The sequence below is a fragment of the Pseudomonas sp. UBA7530 genome (assembly GCF_002479365.1).
Lineage (GTDB): Bacteria > Pseudomonadota > Gammaproteobacteria > Pseudomonadales > Pseudomonadaceae > Aquipseudomonas.
Genome location: NZ_DLMS01000013.1, coordinates 98,223 through 113,295 on the forward strand (window position 1 = coordinate 98,223; position 15,073 = coordinate 113,295).

Below are 15,073 nucleotides of genomic sequence, written 5' to 3' on the forward strand. Positions count from 1 at the left end.
CTTCATGGAGAATTACCCATGCTGAACAAGCACAGGCTGATGGCCGTAGCCGTTGCGCTGGCATTTTCTGCCGGCTCCGCGCTGGCTGCCGTTTCCCCGCAGGAAGCCGCAAAACTTGGCGATACCCTGACCCCTTTCGGCGCCGAGAAGGCCGGCAACGCTGCCGGCACTATCCCGGCCTGGACCGGTGGCATCACCCAGCCGCCGGCGGGTTACACCCGCTCGGGCCAGCACCACGTCAATCCGTTCCCGGACGACAAGCCGCTGTTCACCATCACAGCGGCCAACCTGAGCCAGTACGAGGCCAATCTGACGCCGGGTCAGATCGCCATGTTCAAGGCTTACCCGGAAACCTATCAGATGCCGGTGTACCAGACCCGCCGCTCCGGCTCCGCGCCGCAGTGGGTCTATGACAACACCATCAAGAACGCCACCAGCGCCAAGCTGGCCGATGGTGGTAACGGCTTCACCGACGCTTATGGCGGTATTCCGTTCCCGATTCCGCAAAATGGTGTCGAGGCGCTGTGGAACCACATCGCCCGCTACCGTGGCACCTACATCGTGCGCCGTGCCTCGGAAGTGGCCGTGCAGCGCAACGGCGCCTATTCGCTGGTGACCTCGCAGCAGGAAGCGCTGTTCAAGTACTACCTGCAGAACGGCTCGTTCGCCGATTTGAACAACATCATGTTCTATTACCTGTCGTTCACTACCAGCCCGGCGCGTCTGGCCGGTGGCGCGACCCTGGTTCATGAAACCCTCGATCAGGTGAAAGAGCCGCGTCAGGCCTGGGGTTACAACGCTGGCCAGCGCCGCGTGCGTCGTGCGCCGAACCTGGCCTACGATATCCCGATCGCCGCGGCTGACGGTCTGCGTACCGCCGACGACACCGACATGTTCAACGGTGCTCCGGATCGCTATGACTGGAAGCTGGTGGGCAAGAAGGAAATCTACATCCCGTACAACAACTACAAGGTCACCAGCCCCGAGGTTAAGTACAAGGATCTGCTGCAGGTCGGTCACCTCAACCCGGCGCTGACCCGTAACGAGCTGCACCGTGTGTGGGTGGTCGAGGGCACGCTGAAATCCGGCGCCCGCCATATCTACTCCAAGCGTACTCTGTTCCTCGATGAGGACAGCTGGCAGGCTGCGGTAGTGGATCAGTACGACGGTCGTGGTGAGCTGTGGCGCGTGTCCATCGCCTATCTGAAGAACTACTACGATCTGCCGACCACCTGGTCCGCGCTCGACGTGTTCCACGATCTGCAGGCGCGTCGTTACCACGTGCAGAACCTGGATAACGAAGAAAGCAACACCATCGACTTCACCCAGGCGGTTCCGGACGACGGTTATTTCAAACCGGCTGCCCTGCGCCGCCGCGGCACTCGATAATAGTCGTGTAGCCTCAGGCGAAGGCCGCTACAGTAGTAGCGGCCTTTTCGTATCAGCTTGGCGAATAGGCTTCTATAACGCGGGTTTTGCCTTAACAAAACATAACGTCGCGCCAATTGTCAGGGCTTTCCGAAGCTCGCTAGGATGGGCGGAATCAGTAGTACCGCCTATAACAAGAAAGGGGGAAGGTATATGAGTGAGCCCGTCATGCGGCGCACCCAGTCCGGTCTGGCGCCCAAGCAGGCGCGCAAATCGGCGCTCCGTGTCCATTCGCCGCTGGCTAAAGCGCTCTCGCTGTGCAGTGTGCTTTCCATTCTGGCTTTCGCTGCCGCACCCTTGCAGGCTGAGACTACGGCTGGAGCCGATGCTGTCTATGCCATCGAGTCACCCAAGGCCGTACACAGCCTGCTGCTTGATGTGGTCAACACTGGCGAGCGTCTGGTCGCCGTGGGCGACCGCGGCCACATTCTCTATTCCAACGATCAGGGGCAAAGCTGGGAGCAGGCCAAGGTGCCGACCCGGCAGATGCTGACCTCCCTGTTTTTCGTCGATGCCCAGCATGGCTGGGTGGTCGGTCACGATGCGCAGATTCTCGCCACCACCGACGGCGGCCTGACCTGGACCAAGCAGTTCGAAGATCTGGAGCGTGAAGCGCCGCTGCTGGATATCTGGTTCAAGGATCTTCAGACCGGTTACGCGGTGGGCGCCTACGGTGCACTGCTGGAAACCACCGATGGTGGTCAGAACTGGGAAGACATCAGCGATCGTCTCGACAACGAAGACGCCTATCACCTCAATGCCATCACCGCGGTGAAGGGCGCCGGGCTGTTCGTTGTCGGCGAGCTGGGTGGCATGTTCCGTTCGCGCGACTGGGGCGAAACCTGGGAGACCGTCGAAGACAAACCCTACGAGGGCTCGCTGTTCGGCGCGCTGGGCACCGACGAAGCCGGCACGCTGCTGGTTTACGGCCTGCGCGGCCACCTGTTCCGCTCCACCGATTTCGGTGACAGCTGGCAGCAGATCTCCCTCAACACACCGAACAATGGTCCGCTGGAATTCGGTCTCGCCGATGGCACGCTGCTCGGCGATGGTAGCGTCGCGGTGGTGGGGCATGGCGGTACGGTGCTGCGCAGCACGGATCACGGCCAGACGTTCAGCCTGATCAATCGTCCCGACCGCCTTTCGCTGGCCGGGGTAACTGCACTGGATAACGGCAACCTGATCCTGGTGGGGCAGGGCGGCGTTCACCTCGCCGCTTCGACCGGCGCCGATCTGGGCCAACAATAACAAGCCGGGAGCCTTTGCATGACCAAGCATCAACAACAGCCCGCGTCCTTCCTCGAGCGGCTGATTTTCAACAATCGCCCGGCGGTGATCCTGATCTGCCTGCTGATCAGCATCTTCCTGTTCTATCAGGCTGCGCAGGTACGCCCGCAGACCAGCTTCGAGAAGATGATCCCGCTGGGCCATCCGTACATCCAGAAGATGCTCGAACACCGTAACGACCTGGCCAACCTGGGCAACACGGTGCGCATCTCGGTGGAAGCCACCGACGGTGACATCTTCAGCAAGGAATACATGGAAACCCTGCGGCAGATCCATGACGAGGCGTTCTACATTCCTGGTGTAGACCGTTCCGGACTCAAGTCGCTGTGGAGTCCGAGCGTGCGCTGGACCGAAGTGACCGAAGAGGGCTTCGCGGGGGGTGAGGTGATTCCGCAGACCTACGACGGTTCAGCCGACAGCCTCGAGGAGCTGCGCAGCAACATCCTCAAGTCGGGTCAGATCGGGCGCCTGGTGGCGAACAACTTCAAATCCAGCATCGTCGATATTCCGCTGCTCGAGTCCTACCCGGACCCGAACGATCAGAGCAAGCTGATCAAGCTGGACTACCAACAGTTCTCTCACGAGCTGGAAGAGAAGATTCGCGAGAAGTACGAAGCGCAGAATCCCAACATCAAGGTGCATATCATCGGCTTCGCCAAGAAGGTCGGCGACCTGATCGATGGCCTGGTGGGCGTGGCGCTGTTCTTTGCCGTCGCCATCGGCATCACCTTCGTGCTGCTGCTGTGGTTCACCCACTGCTTCAAGAGCACCCTGGCCGTGGTGATCACCACCCTGATCGCCGTGATCTGGCAGCTTGGCCTGCTGCACACTCTGGGCTTCGGTCTCGATCCCTACTCGATGCTGGTGCCGTTCCTGGTGTTCGCCATCGGTATCTCTCACGGGGTGCAGAAGATCAACGGTATCGCCATGGCCTCGGGCGAGGCGACTGATGCTCTGTCCGCCGCGCGCATGGCCTTCCGCCAGCTGTTCATTCCGGGGTTGGTGGCGCTGCTGTCCGATGCCGTCGGTTTCGTCACGCTGCTGCTGATCGATATCGGGGTGATCCGCGAACTGGCCATCGGCGCCTCGATGGGCGTGGCGGTGATCATCCTGACCAACCTGATCCTGCTGCCGGTTCTGATTTCCTATATCGGCATTGGTAAACGTGCGGTGCAGAAGAGTCGCGAGGAGGCCACCAAGGATCACCCGGTCTGGCGTGCCATTTCCAACTTCGCCCATCCGATGGTGGCGCCGATTTCTGTGGTCATCGCCGTTGTGGCGCTGGCTGGCGGCGTTTGGTACGGGCAGAACCTGAAGATCGGCGACCTCGACCAAGGCGCGCCGGAATTGCACCCGGATTCCCGTTATAACCTGGATAACGATTTCGTCATCCGCAACTACTCGACCAGCTCCGACGTGCTGGTAGTGATGATCAAAACCCCCACCGAAGGCTGCTCCACCTACGAAGCGCTGTCGGCTATGGACGAGCTGATGTGGAAGATGGAGAACACCGAAGGCGTGCAGTCGGCCATCTCCATGGTCACGGTGTCCAAGCAGGTGATCAAGGGCATGAACGAGGGCAACCTGAAATGGGAGACCTTGTCGCGTAACCAGGATGTGTTGAACAACTCCATCGCCCGTGCTGAAGGCCTGTACAACGCAGACTGTTCGGTGGCTCCGGTATTGATCTTCCTCGAGGACCACAAGGCAGAGACTCTGTCGCGTGCCGTGGCTGCCGCCGAAGAGTTCGCCGCGCAGCACAACACCGACGAGCTGCAGGTGGTGCTGGCAGCGGGTAACGCCGGTATCGAAGCGGCCACCAACGAGGTGATCGCGGCCTCCGAGACCACCATGCTCATCGCGGTCTACGCGGCGGTGAGCATCATGTGCCTGCTGACCTTCCGTTCGCTGGCTGCGACCCTGTGCGTGATCCTGCCGCTGGTGCTGACCTCGGTGCTGGGTAACGCGCTGATGGCCTTCATGGGCATTGGTGTGAAGGTCGCCACCTTGCCGGTGATCGCCCTGGGTGTGGGTATCGGTGTCGACTACGGCATCTACATCTACAGCCGTCTGGAGACCTATCTGCGTCAGGGGCTGTCGCTGCAGGACGCCTACTACGAGACGCTCAAGTCCACCGGCAAGGCGGTGCTGTTCACCGGCGTTTGCCTGGCGATCGGCGTGGCGACCTGGATCTTCTCGGCGATCAAGTTCCAGGCCGATATGGGCCTGATGCTGACCTTCATGTTCCTGTGGAACATGATCGGTGCGATCTGGCTGCTGCCGGCACTGGCCCGCTTCCTGATCAACCCAGAGAAGCTGCGCGCCAAGGAGTGATGCCTGTGGCGTAGAACGAAAACCGCGGCCCTCGGGCCGCGGTTTTTGTTTTAAGGCTTTGCAGTGACAAGACGGTCTCGCTCAAAGGCTGCATAGCCTGCCCGAGCCAACTGGTAGCCCGGATGAAACCCGGGCCTTCGCCGGCAATTATGCCGACAAGGCCAGGGTCAGGCTGCGTGAGTGAGTTCACGGCTATCGACCAGGCGAATGCTCGATTGCCGGCCAGGGCGCCTCCCTGAGGGGCACAGCACCGTGATCGATCGTTCCCACGCTCTGCGTGGAGGTGCAGCCCAGGACGCTTCGCGTCCGCTACGGTCTGTATGACATCCCGTGCTGCCAAGCACGACGCGCAGCGTGCCAAAAACAGGTGCCCACGCAGAGCGTGGTTACTATCTCCATAGATCCATGCGGCCTACTACGTACCTGTAGGAGCGGATTTATCCGCGATCCTTGCCAGCCCATACGAGTCACTCGCACCGGCAAGCGCTTGAAACAATCGACAAGACTGCACGCGCTTACCCGCTAGCGCGGGTACAGCGGCGGCAGTGCACTGTTGTCCTGCGGCGCAGCGCTTGGTTCCTGCGTGGCAGGCAGGTTGCGAATCGCTTTCCACAGCTCCTCGCCTTGCCACTGCTGGCCCGTTTCGCTGTACAGCGCGCCATTGAGGCCGTCCAGTGCGTCCGACAGCGGCACGTAGCGCGCCGCCATGTCGGCGAGCGTCTCCGGTTGCTGTCGCGCCCAGGCATCGAGGGCATGGCGGGTCGCCTGGGCGTCGCCAGCCTGACAGGCACGCTTGAGGTCGTCGAGCAGCGTGCGCGGGCTCGGGCCGGCCTGCGCTGCGCGCTGGATCGCCGGTTGCCGGCGCGCGTGCCACCACAGGCCGAAGCCGAGCAGGGTGGTCAGGCCCAGCAGGGCGCAGGCCAGTTGCCAGGGCCAGAGTTCCGGCCCCTCGATCACCTGCGTCGTCACCATCGGCGTGTTGGGTTGCTCGTCGTTCTGCAACTGCGGGTTCTCCGCAACCTGCAGGGTACGGGCAGAAAGTGTGGTGCGTTCCAGCGTGTCGGTCTGGGTGTTCCACCACAACACTTCCAGCGGTGGCAGGTCGAAACTGCCGGCACGGCTGGGCACCAGCGCTTCGCGTTCTTCGCGGGTGCCGATGATGCCGTTCTCGCTTTTCTGATCGTCCATCTGCGGCTGATCCGGATAACGCCGCAGGCCGTCGACCTGCGTCGCTGGCAGCGGCGGCAGCTGGGCGCTGGACAGGCCGTCGACCTTGAGGATCAGGCGGCGGGTCAGCGAGTCGCCGACCTGGCTCTGCTCTGGCTGCGGGTTCCAGGTTTCCGCCAGGCCCAGGGCCCGCGCCGGTAGCCAGGGCGCGTCGGCGGGATAGTCGGCGGGCTTGGGTTTGACCTGCAGGGGGATGTCCGGCGATTTGACCCGCGTGACCTTGCCGGAGCGCGGCCCGAAGGGCAGGAAGTCATTATTGCGCGAGCGGTCGACCAGCGTGGCGCTGAAGGTCTGCCCGGGGATCAGCAGTTGGCCACTGCGTTGTGGATAGATGGCGTACTGCAGTTCGATCACGCCGTGCAGCACGCCACCGATGCTCTTCTCGTAGGTGCGCGGCTCGCCCAGTTGTTCGGCGCGTGCGTCCTCGATGCGCAGAGGCGTCAGGTTGCTGTCGTCATACATCGAAACCGAGTGATAGATGCGCAGGGTCAGCACCGCCTGAGCCTGTACGTAGACGTTTGGCTGATCGAGGCTGGCATCGATGAACACCGGCGCCAGCTTGTCGCCATCGCCAGCGCTGACGGCCTCCTCGACATTCAGCGTGATGGGCAGGGTTTCGGCATCCTCCAGGCGAATCGCCGGGATGATCACCTCGCCGCTGTGGCGCGGTTGCAGGGTGAGGATCCAGCGGGTGCTGGCACGTGGCGTATCGCCAATGCTGCTCAGGCGGTTGACCTGGCGGCTGCCGAGTACCTCGAAATCCTTGTCCAGCGGGCTCAGGTCGGGGCGACCGAAGCGGGTCGGGTCGGTGGACTCCAGCGTCAGCACCACGGTCTCGCCTTCGCTCAGGCGGGCGCGATCGACGCTGGCGAAAAAGCCTTCGGCACAAGCCTGCCCGGCGAGCAGTAGAAGAAGCAGGGAGAGCAGATGCTTCATCGGTTGGAGTCCTGACGCTGTTGCTGTTCATACCAGAATTTGCGCCGCAGCAGCTCGGCCGGGTCGTCCGGGATTTGCCGCAGCCATTGTTCCAGCGCTTGTCGACGTTCGGCCGCGGTGCCCAGGTCGATTTCCGCCCGGGGTTGCGCAACGGGCTCGGCGGCGTCCAGGGTTTCATTGTCGTTGCCTGGCTGGGCGTCGTCTTCGCCGGCACCGTTAGCGCTGCCCGGCGTTTCGCTGCTTTCACTGTTCTCGCCGATGCTGCCCGCTTGGGCCGGCTGCGCGGTAGCGCCCTCGGCGGGCTGGCCGGCCGAAGATTCATTCGCCTGCAGCTGCTCGTCGGCAGGCTCCTGTTGCTCGTCCGCATCGCCATTGCCGCTCTGCTGCTGATTGTCGCGTTGGCGCAGGGCTTCTTCCACCAGTGCCTTATTGTACTGCGCGGCGGCCAGCTCCGGCTGGCGCTCCAGCGCCTGCTCGTAGGCATCCAGCGCTGCCTCCAGCTCGCCGGCCTTGGCCAGGGCGTTTCCGCGGTTGTAATGGTCGGCAGCGCTGTCGCCCTTGGCGAAACGCTCTGCAGCGGCTGAGTAATCTGCAGCCTCGTAGAGCGCCTTGCCTTGCCACTGTGGATCGACGAAGCGTTGCGCGGCCTCGGCCGGACGTTGAGCCTGCAGCAGGCGCTGGCCCTGTTGATCGGGACGCAGCCAGAGGTCGTCGGACTCGAAAGCCTGGCTGCTTTGCGGTGGCAGCATCAGCAACAGCGGCAGGCAGAACAGCCAGCCGCGGCGCCCGGCGCAGGCGGCCAGCAACAGCAGCGGCAGCAATAGCCAGTAGCCCTGGTCGATACGGCTGTCGAGCCGTGTCGGCTCCCCGGCGGCGCGCATGGCCTGCGGGCCGTCGAGTAGGCCCAGGCGGCGTAGGTCTTCGTCGTCCAGGCGGATCGGCGCATAGCGGCCACCATGAGCCTCGGCGGCTTCCCGCAGGCCACGTGCATCGAGGCGCGGGATCAGGATGGCGCCGCGCGAGTCCTTGAGAAAGCTGCCGTCCTCCTGCATCACCGGAGCGCCTTCACGGCTGCCCACGCCGAGCACCAGCAGCGGTACCGAGCGCTTTGCCAGCGTTTGCTGAATGCTGCTGCGTTCCTCGTCATCCAGGGCGCTGGTGATCAGCAGCAGGCGACCCTGACCCAGTTGTGCCTGGTCGAGCAGTTGCAGTGCGCGCACCACTGCAAGGTCGGCGCGACGGCCCGGCTCGGGCATCAGCGAGGGTTTCAGCGCCTCGAGCAGGTTGCGGCTGGTGGCCAGGTCATCGGACAACGGCACCAGGCTGTGCGCACTGCCGGCATAGACGATGATCGCCGTCTGCGCATCGCGGCGCGCCTCGAGCAGATCGAGCAGCTTGCGCCGGGTCTGTTCCAGGCGATTGGGGCGGCCGTCGGTGGCGAGCATTTGCGGGGTCAGTTCGAGCAGAATCACCAACGGATCGGCGGGCTTCTGGTTGCTTTGCTCGACGCGCTGCCAGCTGGGGCCGAGCAGCGCCAGCACCGCCAGCAGCCAGGCCAGGCCGAGTGCCAGCCAGGGCAATTTGCTGGAGCGACCACTGCCGCCCTTGAGCAGCGCCTGATGGAACGCCGCCGGCAACAACAGTTGCCAGCGCCCGCTCTGGCGCTCGCGATGCCACAGGCGCCAGAGCAACCAGGCCAGCACGGGTACGGCCAGCAGCCACAATGGGCGCAGCCATTCCGGCCAGAGCATGCTCATGTCCGTCTCCTTAGCCGCAGCAGCAAGTCAGGCCAGAGCACCTGGCCGACCAGCAGCAGCGAGCCCAGCAGCGCCAGCGTCAGTGGCCAGGCGTAAAGCGCCTGGGCAGGGCGGGCGAGGGTGGGTTGCTGGGCGACCGGCTCGAGGCGGTCGAGGGTCAGCTCGATCTGCTGCAGCTCGGCCTGATTGCGTGCGCGGAAATACTCGCCGCCGGTGGTGTCGCTGATCGCACGCAGGCTGGTCTCATCCAGGTCCAGCGCGCTGAAGCCGAAGCTGCCGTACGCGCCGCTTTGTTGTGGATCGGCGCCGATGCCGATGGTGTAGATGCGCACACCTTCATCGGCGGCGAGTTGCGCGGCGACCAGCGGATCGATTTCGCCGCCGTTGTTCGCGCCGTCGGTGATCAGCACCAGCACCCGGCTTTGCGCCGGACGTTGGCGCAGGCGCTTGACTGCCAGGCCGATGGCGTCGCCGATGGCGGTGTTCTTGCCGGCGATGCCGATCAGGGCCTCGTCCAGCCAGGTGCGCACCGTATGACGGTCGAAGGTCAGCGGTGCTTGCAGATAGGCCTGGCTGCCAAACAGGATCAGGCCGACGCGGTCCCCACGGCGACCTTCGATAAAGTCGCCGAGCAAGCGTTTGACCAGATCCAGGCGGCTGATCGGCTCGTCGTCCCACTGCATGTCGGCGTAATCCATGGAGCCGGAGACATCGACCGCGAGCAGCAAATCACGGCCGCTGGCTGGCAGCGGCAGCGGCTCGCCGACCCATTGCGGCCGCGCCGCGGCGCACAACAGCAGGCACCAGAGCAGCACCAGCGGCGCTTGCTGGCGCCAACTGGGCAAGGCCGCACGGGCGCGGCGACCGCTGAGTGCCTGCAGTTCGTCCAAAAAACCGACCCGCAGCGCCGCATCACCACTGTCGGCTGCGGGCAGCAGCAGACGCAGCAGCCAGGGCAGTGGCGCGAGCAGAAAGACCCAGGGCCAGGCGAACTCAAACATGCTTGCGAATCCAGGTGGCGACGGCCTGATCGAGTTCTACGATGGCTTTGTCGCTCAGCGTGCATTGCGGCCTGTAGCTGCCGTCGACGAGGATCATCCAGCGGGTGAGGCCGGCAGCCGGGCAGCGGTTGTCGAGAAACGCCAGCCAGGCGCGGCTGCTCAGGGTGTGGCTGGCGCTGTCCGGGTAGCGTTCGCGGCACAGGCGCTTGAGCAGGGCATTGAGCTGCTGCAGCCAGGGGCCGGCAGGTGCTCCGTCGTAGGGTTTGCGCAAGCTGGCCAGCTCGTCGAGTGCCGCCTGGCGCAGTGGCTCTAGCGCCTGCTGTGTCGTCATCTTGGGCGGACGACGTCGCCAGTTGCGCAGCGCGCGCCAGAGTCCCCAGACCAGCAGCGGCAGCAGCACGGCAAGCAACCACCAGCCCGGCGCAGGCGGCCACCAGGGCACTGGCGGCGGGTCGATCAGCGGTTGCAACTGGTCGATGGGGTTCATAGGGATCTTCTCGGATGCAGGCTGCTGAGCTGTTCCTGCAACTGCTCGACCAATTCGAACTGTGTGCTCAGCGGTAGCAGCGGCACGCCGAGCTTCTGCGACAAGCGCTGCCAGCGCGCCTCGCGAGCTTGGGACTGAGCCCGATAAGCCTGGCGCAGGTCGCCGTTATGACTGTCGAGTTCCAGCTGCGCGCCATTTTGGGTGAAGCGCAGTAAACCTGCGGCTGGCAGAGCATGATCGAGCGGGTCGGACAACGGCAGCAGCAACAGATCGGTGTGGCGGGCGAGCAGCGTCAGCTGCTGTTCGGCGTTGTCGCTCAAGGCACGCTCATCGCACAGTACGATCACCAGGCTGCCCGGGCGCAGCACTTCGCGGGCGCGACGCAGGGCCAGGCCGAAGTTGTCGCGGCTCGTACTTGCCTGGCTCTCTGGCCCCAGCGCCTGGTTGGCGCGGGCCAGCAGGTTGAGCAGTTGCAGCAGGCTCTGCTTGCTGCGCCGCGGTTTGACCTCGTGATGCTCGTTGTCGGCGAATACCAGACCGCCGATGCGGTCGTTGTGGCCCAGTGCGGCCCAGCCGATCAGCGCCGCGGCGCGTGCGGCCAGCACCGACTTGAAGCACAGGCCGGAGCCGAAGAACAGGCGTTGGCTCTGCTCGCTGATGATGAAGATGGGGCGCTCGCGCTCCTCATGGAACAGCTTGGTGTGCGGCTCCTGGGTGCGCGCGGTGACGCGCCAGTCGATGGTGCGCACGTCGTCGCCCGGTTGGTAGACGCGCACTTGGTCGAAGTCCACGCCGCGCCCACGCAGCTTGGAGTGATGCAGGCCGGTCAGCGGGCTGCGCCGCGCCGGAGTGGAGAACAGCGGCACTTCATGCACCTTGTGGCGCATGTCGATGAGCTCGCCGAGGACGATATGGATGCCGGGTGTCGGGGTTGAGCTGGACATGCTTCAGTCCGTAGCCCGGATGCAAACCGGGGAAGACACGCGAGCGGTCCCGGATTGCATCCGGGCTACGCAAGACAAGCGCGGAGCGCGCGGCTGCATCAAGCCACCGCCACCACGTCGAGGATGCGCTGGATCACGCGATCCTGGTCGACGCCCGAGGCTTCGGCTTCGAAGGACAGGATGACGCGGTGGCGCAGCACGTCGAACAGCACCGCCTGGATGTCCTCGGGGCTGACGAAGTCGCGTCCGGCCAGCCAGGCATGGGCGCGTGCGCAGCGGTCGAGGGCGATGGAACCGCGCGGGCTGGCGCCATAGGCGATCCAGTCGGCCAGCTCGGCGTCGAACTTGGCCGGGGTGCGGCTGGCCATCACCAGTTGCACCAGGTACTCCTCCACCGCATCGGCCATGTACAGGCCGAGAATTTCCTTACGTGCGGCGAACACCGCCTGCTGGCTGACCCGGTGCTCGGGTTTGGCCTCGCCATTGAGCGCATCGCCACGGGCCTGGGCGAGAATCTTGCGCTCCACGGCCGCATCGGGAAAACCGATCTTCACGTGCATCAGGAAGCGGTCGAGCTGGGCCTCGGGCAGCGGGTAGGTGCCTTCCTGCTCGATGGGGTTCTGCGTGGCCATGACCAGAAACAGCGGCGACAGGTCGTAGGTCGAGCGGCCGACCGAAACCTGGCGCTCGGCCATGGCTTCGAGCAGCGCCGACTGCACCTTGGCCGGGGCACGGTTGATCTCGTCGGCCAGCACCAGGTTGTGGAAGATCGGACCCTGCTGGAACACGAAGCTCCCGGTTTCCGGACGGTAGATCTCGGTGCCGGTGATGTCCGCAGGCAGCAGGTCCGGGGTGAACTGGATGCGATGGAACTCGCCTTCGATGCCTTCGGCCAGCTCCTTGATCGCCTTGGTCTTGGCCAGGCCGGGGGCGCCTTCGACCAGCAGGTGGCCGTCGGCGAGCAGGGCGATCAGCAGGCGCTCGATGAGCTTGTCCTGGCCGAGAATCTGGGTAGAGAGAAATTGGCGTAACGCGACCAGCGCTTCACGGTGTTCCATCGTCGGGCTCTTCTGGCGGATGAGCGGGCTTTCGAAGCCGCGCGTGCAGACCGCCGACTTTAATGCATTTGCCGCTTCAGCCGCTATCTGCCGCGCGGGTCATGAACGCTCTGGCAACAGAAATGCGAGGCAGGTCGCCAGCGCTGAAATGCCCCGCCGTCGTCCATGGCGGGGCAGGCCCGACCTTATTGCCACTGCGCCAGTAACCGGCGCTGGGCAAGCTGTGCATTGTCCTGCGTGGTGGGCGTCAGGTGCAGCGTCTGGCCCGGTAGGCATTGAGCCAGCCGCGCCACGGCCTGCGGCGTCAGTGCGCCCAGGCGCGGGTAGCCGCCAATGGTCTGGCGGTCGTTGAGCAGGATGATGGGCTGGCCATCCGGCGGCACCTGCACTGCGCCCAAAGGGATGCCCTCGGAAATCATCGAGCCACGCTGGCACTGCAGCTGCGGACCGTTGAGACGGATACCCATGCGGTCGGCTCGCTGGTCGATCAGCCACTCGCTGTTGAAGGCATCGAACAGGCTCTGCCCGCGAAAATCGCCGATCTGTGCGCCCAGCACCAGCTGCAGGCGGGGCGTGGTCTGGTACTCGGGAATGAACTCGGCGGGCATCTGCCGCGTTGCATCGGCATTGCCACCCCAGCCCAGAGCATCGCCGACAGCAATGGCGCGGCCATCGCCGTGCAGACCCCCCAGGCCTTCACGCAGCATGCTCGCGCAACTGCCAAGCACCACTGGCGCCTGGAATCCACCCGGCGCAGCCAGGTAGGCACGCGCGCCCTGGCGCGGCTGGGCGAAGCTCAGGCGCTGGCCCTTGCGCACCTCGAAGCTGCGCCAGGGAGATAGCGGCTGATCGTCCAGCCGTGCGCCAAGGTCGGCGCCGGTCAGCGCCAGGGTCGCGTCACGGCTGCATTCGAACTCGGCATTGCCCAGGGTGATCTCCACCACAGCGGCAGTCAGCGGGTTACCCAGCAGCCAGTTGGCCCAGCGATGGGCGATCCAGTCCAGGGCGCCGCACTGGGTCACACCAAGATGACGCACACCGAAGCGGCCACCATCCTGCAGTTGAATGAAAGGGCTGCTGCGCAATACGCGCAGGCCGGCATCGATAGCACTCATTGGCTGGCCTCCAGCGGGCTATCGTCGCCGCCGAGGCGGATGAATTCGGCGCGGTCGATGGGCACGAAGCGCACCCGGTCACCCGGTTGCAGCAGGCTGTAGCCTTCGATATCGCTGCCGAACAGGCGGCAGGGCGTGCGGCCGATCAGGTTCCAGCCGCCGGGCGATACCACCGGGTACGCGGCCGTCTGCCGTTCGGCGATGCCGACGCTGCCGGCGGCGATGCGCTTGCGCGGCGTGCTCAGGCGTGGCGCGGCGAGGATGTCCTCGACCAGGCCCATGAAGGCGAAGCCGGGGGCGAAGCCCAGGGCGAATACCTGATAGGCATGGCCGCTGTGTCGGGCGATCACTTCGGCTTCGCTCAGCCCGCTGCGGCGCGCCAGCAGTTGCAGCTCCGGGCCGACGCTGCGGTCGTACCAGGTGGGCAACTGGTGCTCGCGACCGCCGTGCAGATCGGCAGGCTGCAAGTCATATAGCGCCCCGGCGATCTTCGCTCGCGCCTGCTCGCTGTCTAGCTGGCACAGGTCGTACTGCAGCAGCAGCGTGGTGTAGGAGGGCACCAGGTCGATCAGCGCGTTGCCGAACGCCTCCTGCAGGCGTGCACGCGCGGCCAGCATCCACGGCATGTTGGCTTCATCGATATGGTCGAACAGGCGCAGGATCAGGCTGTCGATGCCGGCGACCTCCAGCCGTGCGTTGGGCGACCTCATGCCTGTGCCAGGCCGTCGAAGGCCTGCCGGATACGTTGCACGGCGGCGACCGAGCTGGCGTTGTCGCCATGCACGCACAAGGTCTGCGCGTTCAGGTGCAGTGCGCTGCCGTCGCTGGCCTGCAGAGCCTCGCCACGTGCCAGGGTGACCGCCTGGCTGACGATCACTTCGCTGTCGTGATGCACGGCCCCCGGCAGGCTGCGGCTGACCAGAAAACCTGCGGCATCGTAAGCGCGGTCGGCGAAGGCTTCGAACCACAGGGTCAGGCCGAATTCGTCGCCCAGCGCCTGCGCCGCGCTGTTATCGCGGGTGCACATCAGCATCAGCGGCAGCTGGCGGTTGTATTTCGCGACTGCACTCATCACCGCGCGCAGGGTGGCGGGCTTGCGCATCATGTCCTGGTACAGCGCGCCGTGTGGCTTGACGTAGCTGACAACGGTGCCCTGGCTGCGGCAGAGGCCTTCCAGCGCGCCGATCTGGTAGAGCATCAGGTCTTCGACTTCCTGCGGTGTGCAGTCCATCGAACGGCGGCCGAAACCGACCAGGTCCTGATAGGCCGTGTGCGCACCGATGCGTACGTCGTGAGCCACGGCCAGGGCCACGGTCTTGCGCATCACGCTGGGGTCGGAGGCGTGGAAGCCGCAGGCGATGTTGGCGCAGTCGATATAGGGCATGACCTCGGCGTCCAGGCCCATGGTCCAGGCGCCGAAGCTTTCACCGATGTCGCAATTCAAAAGCAGGCTGTTCAAGTGAGCATCCTAATCATGAGGTGCATGGATAGGGTCCGAC

The 15,073-nt window shown here is 64.8% G+C and carries 12 protein-coding genes; 3 read left to right on the plus strand and 9 right to left on the minus strand.

The window, feature by feature from the left end:
• Nucleotides 1-18: 18 nt before the first annotated feature.
• From B2U07_RS20990 to B2U07_RS21000, 3 genes are all read left to right on the plus strand, one after another.
• The gene (locus B2U07_RS20990) at nt 19-1,389 is read left to right on the plus strand and encodes a DUF1329 domain-containing protein (RefSeq protein ID WP_296277735.1); all 1,371 of its coding nucleotides are present in this window, start codon (nt 19-21) and stop codon (nt 1,387-1,389) included.
• A gap of 192 nt (nt 1,390-1,581) precedes the next feature.
• Nucleotides 1,582-2,676: a WD40/YVTN/BNR-like repeat-containing protein gene (locus tag B2U07_RS20995; RefSeq protein WP_419096371.1), complete on the plus strand. Its 1,095-nt coding sequence runs from the start codon at nt 1,582-1,584 to the stop codon at nt 2,674-2,676.
• A gap of 18 nt (nt 2,677-2,694) precedes the next feature.
• Entirely contained in the window at nt 2,695-5,049 is a 2,355-nt protein-coding gene (locus tag B2U07_RS21000) for an efflux RND transporter permease subunit (RefSeq protein ID WP_296277737.1), read from the plus strand.
• 522 nt (nt 5,050-5,571) lie between these two features.
• Here B2U07_RS21000 and B2U07_RS21005 read toward each other — a convergent pair.
• The 9 genes from B2U07_RS21005 to B2U07_RS21045 form a co-directional block, all read right to left on the minus strand.
• Nucleotides 5,572-7,212 (minus strand): BatD family protein, encoded by a 1,641-nt coding sequence (locus B2U07_RS21005; protein WP_296277740.1) that lies wholly within the window; start codon nt 7,210-7,212, stop codon nt 5,572-5,574.
• On the minus strand, nt 7,209-8,969 hold the full coding sequence (locus B2U07_RS21010; protein ID WP_275546241.1) for a VWA domain-containing protein: 1,761 nt from the start codon (nt 8,967-8,969) through the stop codon (nt 7,209-7,211). Before B2U07_RS21010 ends, B2U07_RS21005 begins: the two co-directional genes overlap by 4 nt.
• The gene (locus tag B2U07_RS21015) at nt 8,966-9,970 is read right to left on the minus strand and encodes a vWA domain-containing protein (protein ID WP_275546240.1); all 1,005 of its coding nucleotides are present in this window, start codon (nt 9,968-9,970) and stop codon (nt 8,966-8,968) included. The genes B2U07_RS21010 and B2U07_RS21015 overlap by 4 nt, the downstream gene beginning before the upstream one ends.
• Entirely contained in the window at nt 9,963-10,457 is a 495-nt protein-coding gene (locus B2U07_RS21020) for a DUF4381 domain-containing protein (RefSeq protein ID WP_275546239.1), read from the minus strand. Before B2U07_RS21020 ends, B2U07_RS21015 begins: the two co-directional genes overlap by 8 nt.
• Nucleotides 10,454-11,401: a DUF58 domain-containing protein gene (locus B2U07_RS21025; RefSeq protein ID WP_275546238.1), complete on the minus strand. Its 948-nt coding sequence runs from the start codon at nt 11,399-11,401 to the stop codon at nt 10,454-10,456. The genes B2U07_RS21020 and B2U07_RS21025 overlap by 4 nt, the downstream gene beginning before the upstream one ends.
• 98 nt (nt 11,402-11,499) lie before the next feature.
• Nucleotides 11,500-12,459, minus strand: coding sequence for an AAA family ATPase (locus tag B2U07_RS21030; protein WP_275546237.1), 960 nt, complete (start codon nt 12,457-12,459; stop codon nt 11,500-11,502).
• 185 nt (nt 12,460-12,644) lie between these two features.
• On the minus strand, nt 12,645-13,574 hold the full coding sequence (locus tag B2U07_RS21035) for a biotin-dependent carboxyltransferase family protein (RefSeq protein WP_275546236.1): 930 nt from the start codon (nt 13,572-13,574) through the stop codon (nt 12,645-12,647).
• Nucleotides 13,571-14,284, minus strand: coding sequence for a 5-oxoprolinase subunit B family protein (locus tag B2U07_RS21040; RefSeq protein WP_275546235.1), 714 nt, complete (start codon nt 14,282-14,284; stop codon nt 13,571-13,573). The genes B2U07_RS21035 and B2U07_RS21040 overlap by 4 nt, the downstream gene beginning before the upstream one ends.
• Nucleotides 14,281-15,033, minus strand: coding sequence for a 5-oxoprolinase subunit PxpA (locus B2U07_RS21045; RefSeq protein ID WP_275546234.1), 753 nt, complete (start codon nt 15,031-15,033; stop codon nt 14,281-14,283). The genes B2U07_RS21040 and B2U07_RS21045 overlap by 4 nt, the downstream gene beginning before the upstream one ends.
• Between the last annotated feature and the right edge of the window lie 40 nt (nt 15,034-15,073).

What these genes read in the sequence shown, in the direction of transcription:
- B2U07_RS20990 (WP_296277735.1), top strand. Translation starts at nt 19, where the DNA reads ATGCTGAACAAGCACAGGCTGATGGCCGTAGCCGTTGCGCTGGCATTT.
- B2U07_RS20995 (WP_419096371.1), top strand. Translation starts at nt 1,582, where the DNA reads ATGAGTGAGCCCGTCATGCGGCGCACCCAGTCCGGTCTGGCGCCCAAG.
- B2U07_RS21000 (WP_296277737.1), top strand. Translation starts at nt 2,695, where the DNA reads ATGACCAAGCATCAACAACAGCCCGCGTCCTTCCTCGAGCGGCTGATT.
- B2U07_RS21005 (WP_296277740.1), bottom strand. Translation starts at nt 7,212, where the DNA reads ATGAAGCATCTGCTCTCCCTGCTTCTTCTACTGCTCGCCGGGCAGGCT.
- B2U07_RS21010 (WP_275546241.1), bottom strand. Translation starts at nt 8,969, where the DNA reads ATGAGCATGCTCTGGCCGGAATGGCTGCGCCCATTGTGGCTGCTGGCC.
- B2U07_RS21015 (WP_275546240.1), bottom strand. Translation starts at nt 9,970, where the DNA reads ATGTTTGAGTTCGCCTGGCCCTGGGTCTTTCTGCTCGCGCCACTGCCC.
- B2U07_RS21020 (WP_275546239.1), bottom strand. Translation starts at nt 10,457, where the DNA reads ATGAACCCCATCGACCAGTTGCAACCGCTGATCGACCCGCCGCCAGTG.
- B2U07_RS21025 (WP_275546238.1), bottom strand. Translation starts at nt 11,401, where the DNA reads ATGTCCAGCTCAACCCCGACACCCGGCATCCATATCGTCCTCGGCGAG.
- B2U07_RS21030 (WP_275546237.1), bottom strand. Translation starts at nt 12,459, where the DNA reads ATGGAACACCGTGAAGCGCTGGTCGCGTTACGCCAATTTCTCTCTACC.
- B2U07_RS21035 (WP_275546236.1), bottom strand. Translation starts at nt 13,574, where the DNA reads ATGAGTGCTATCGATGCCGGCCTGCGCGTATTGCGCAGCAGCCCTTTC.
- B2U07_RS21040 (WP_275546235.1), bottom strand. Translation starts at nt 14,284, where the DNA reads ATGAGGTCGCCCAACGCACGGCTGGAGGTCGCCGGCATCGACAGCCTG.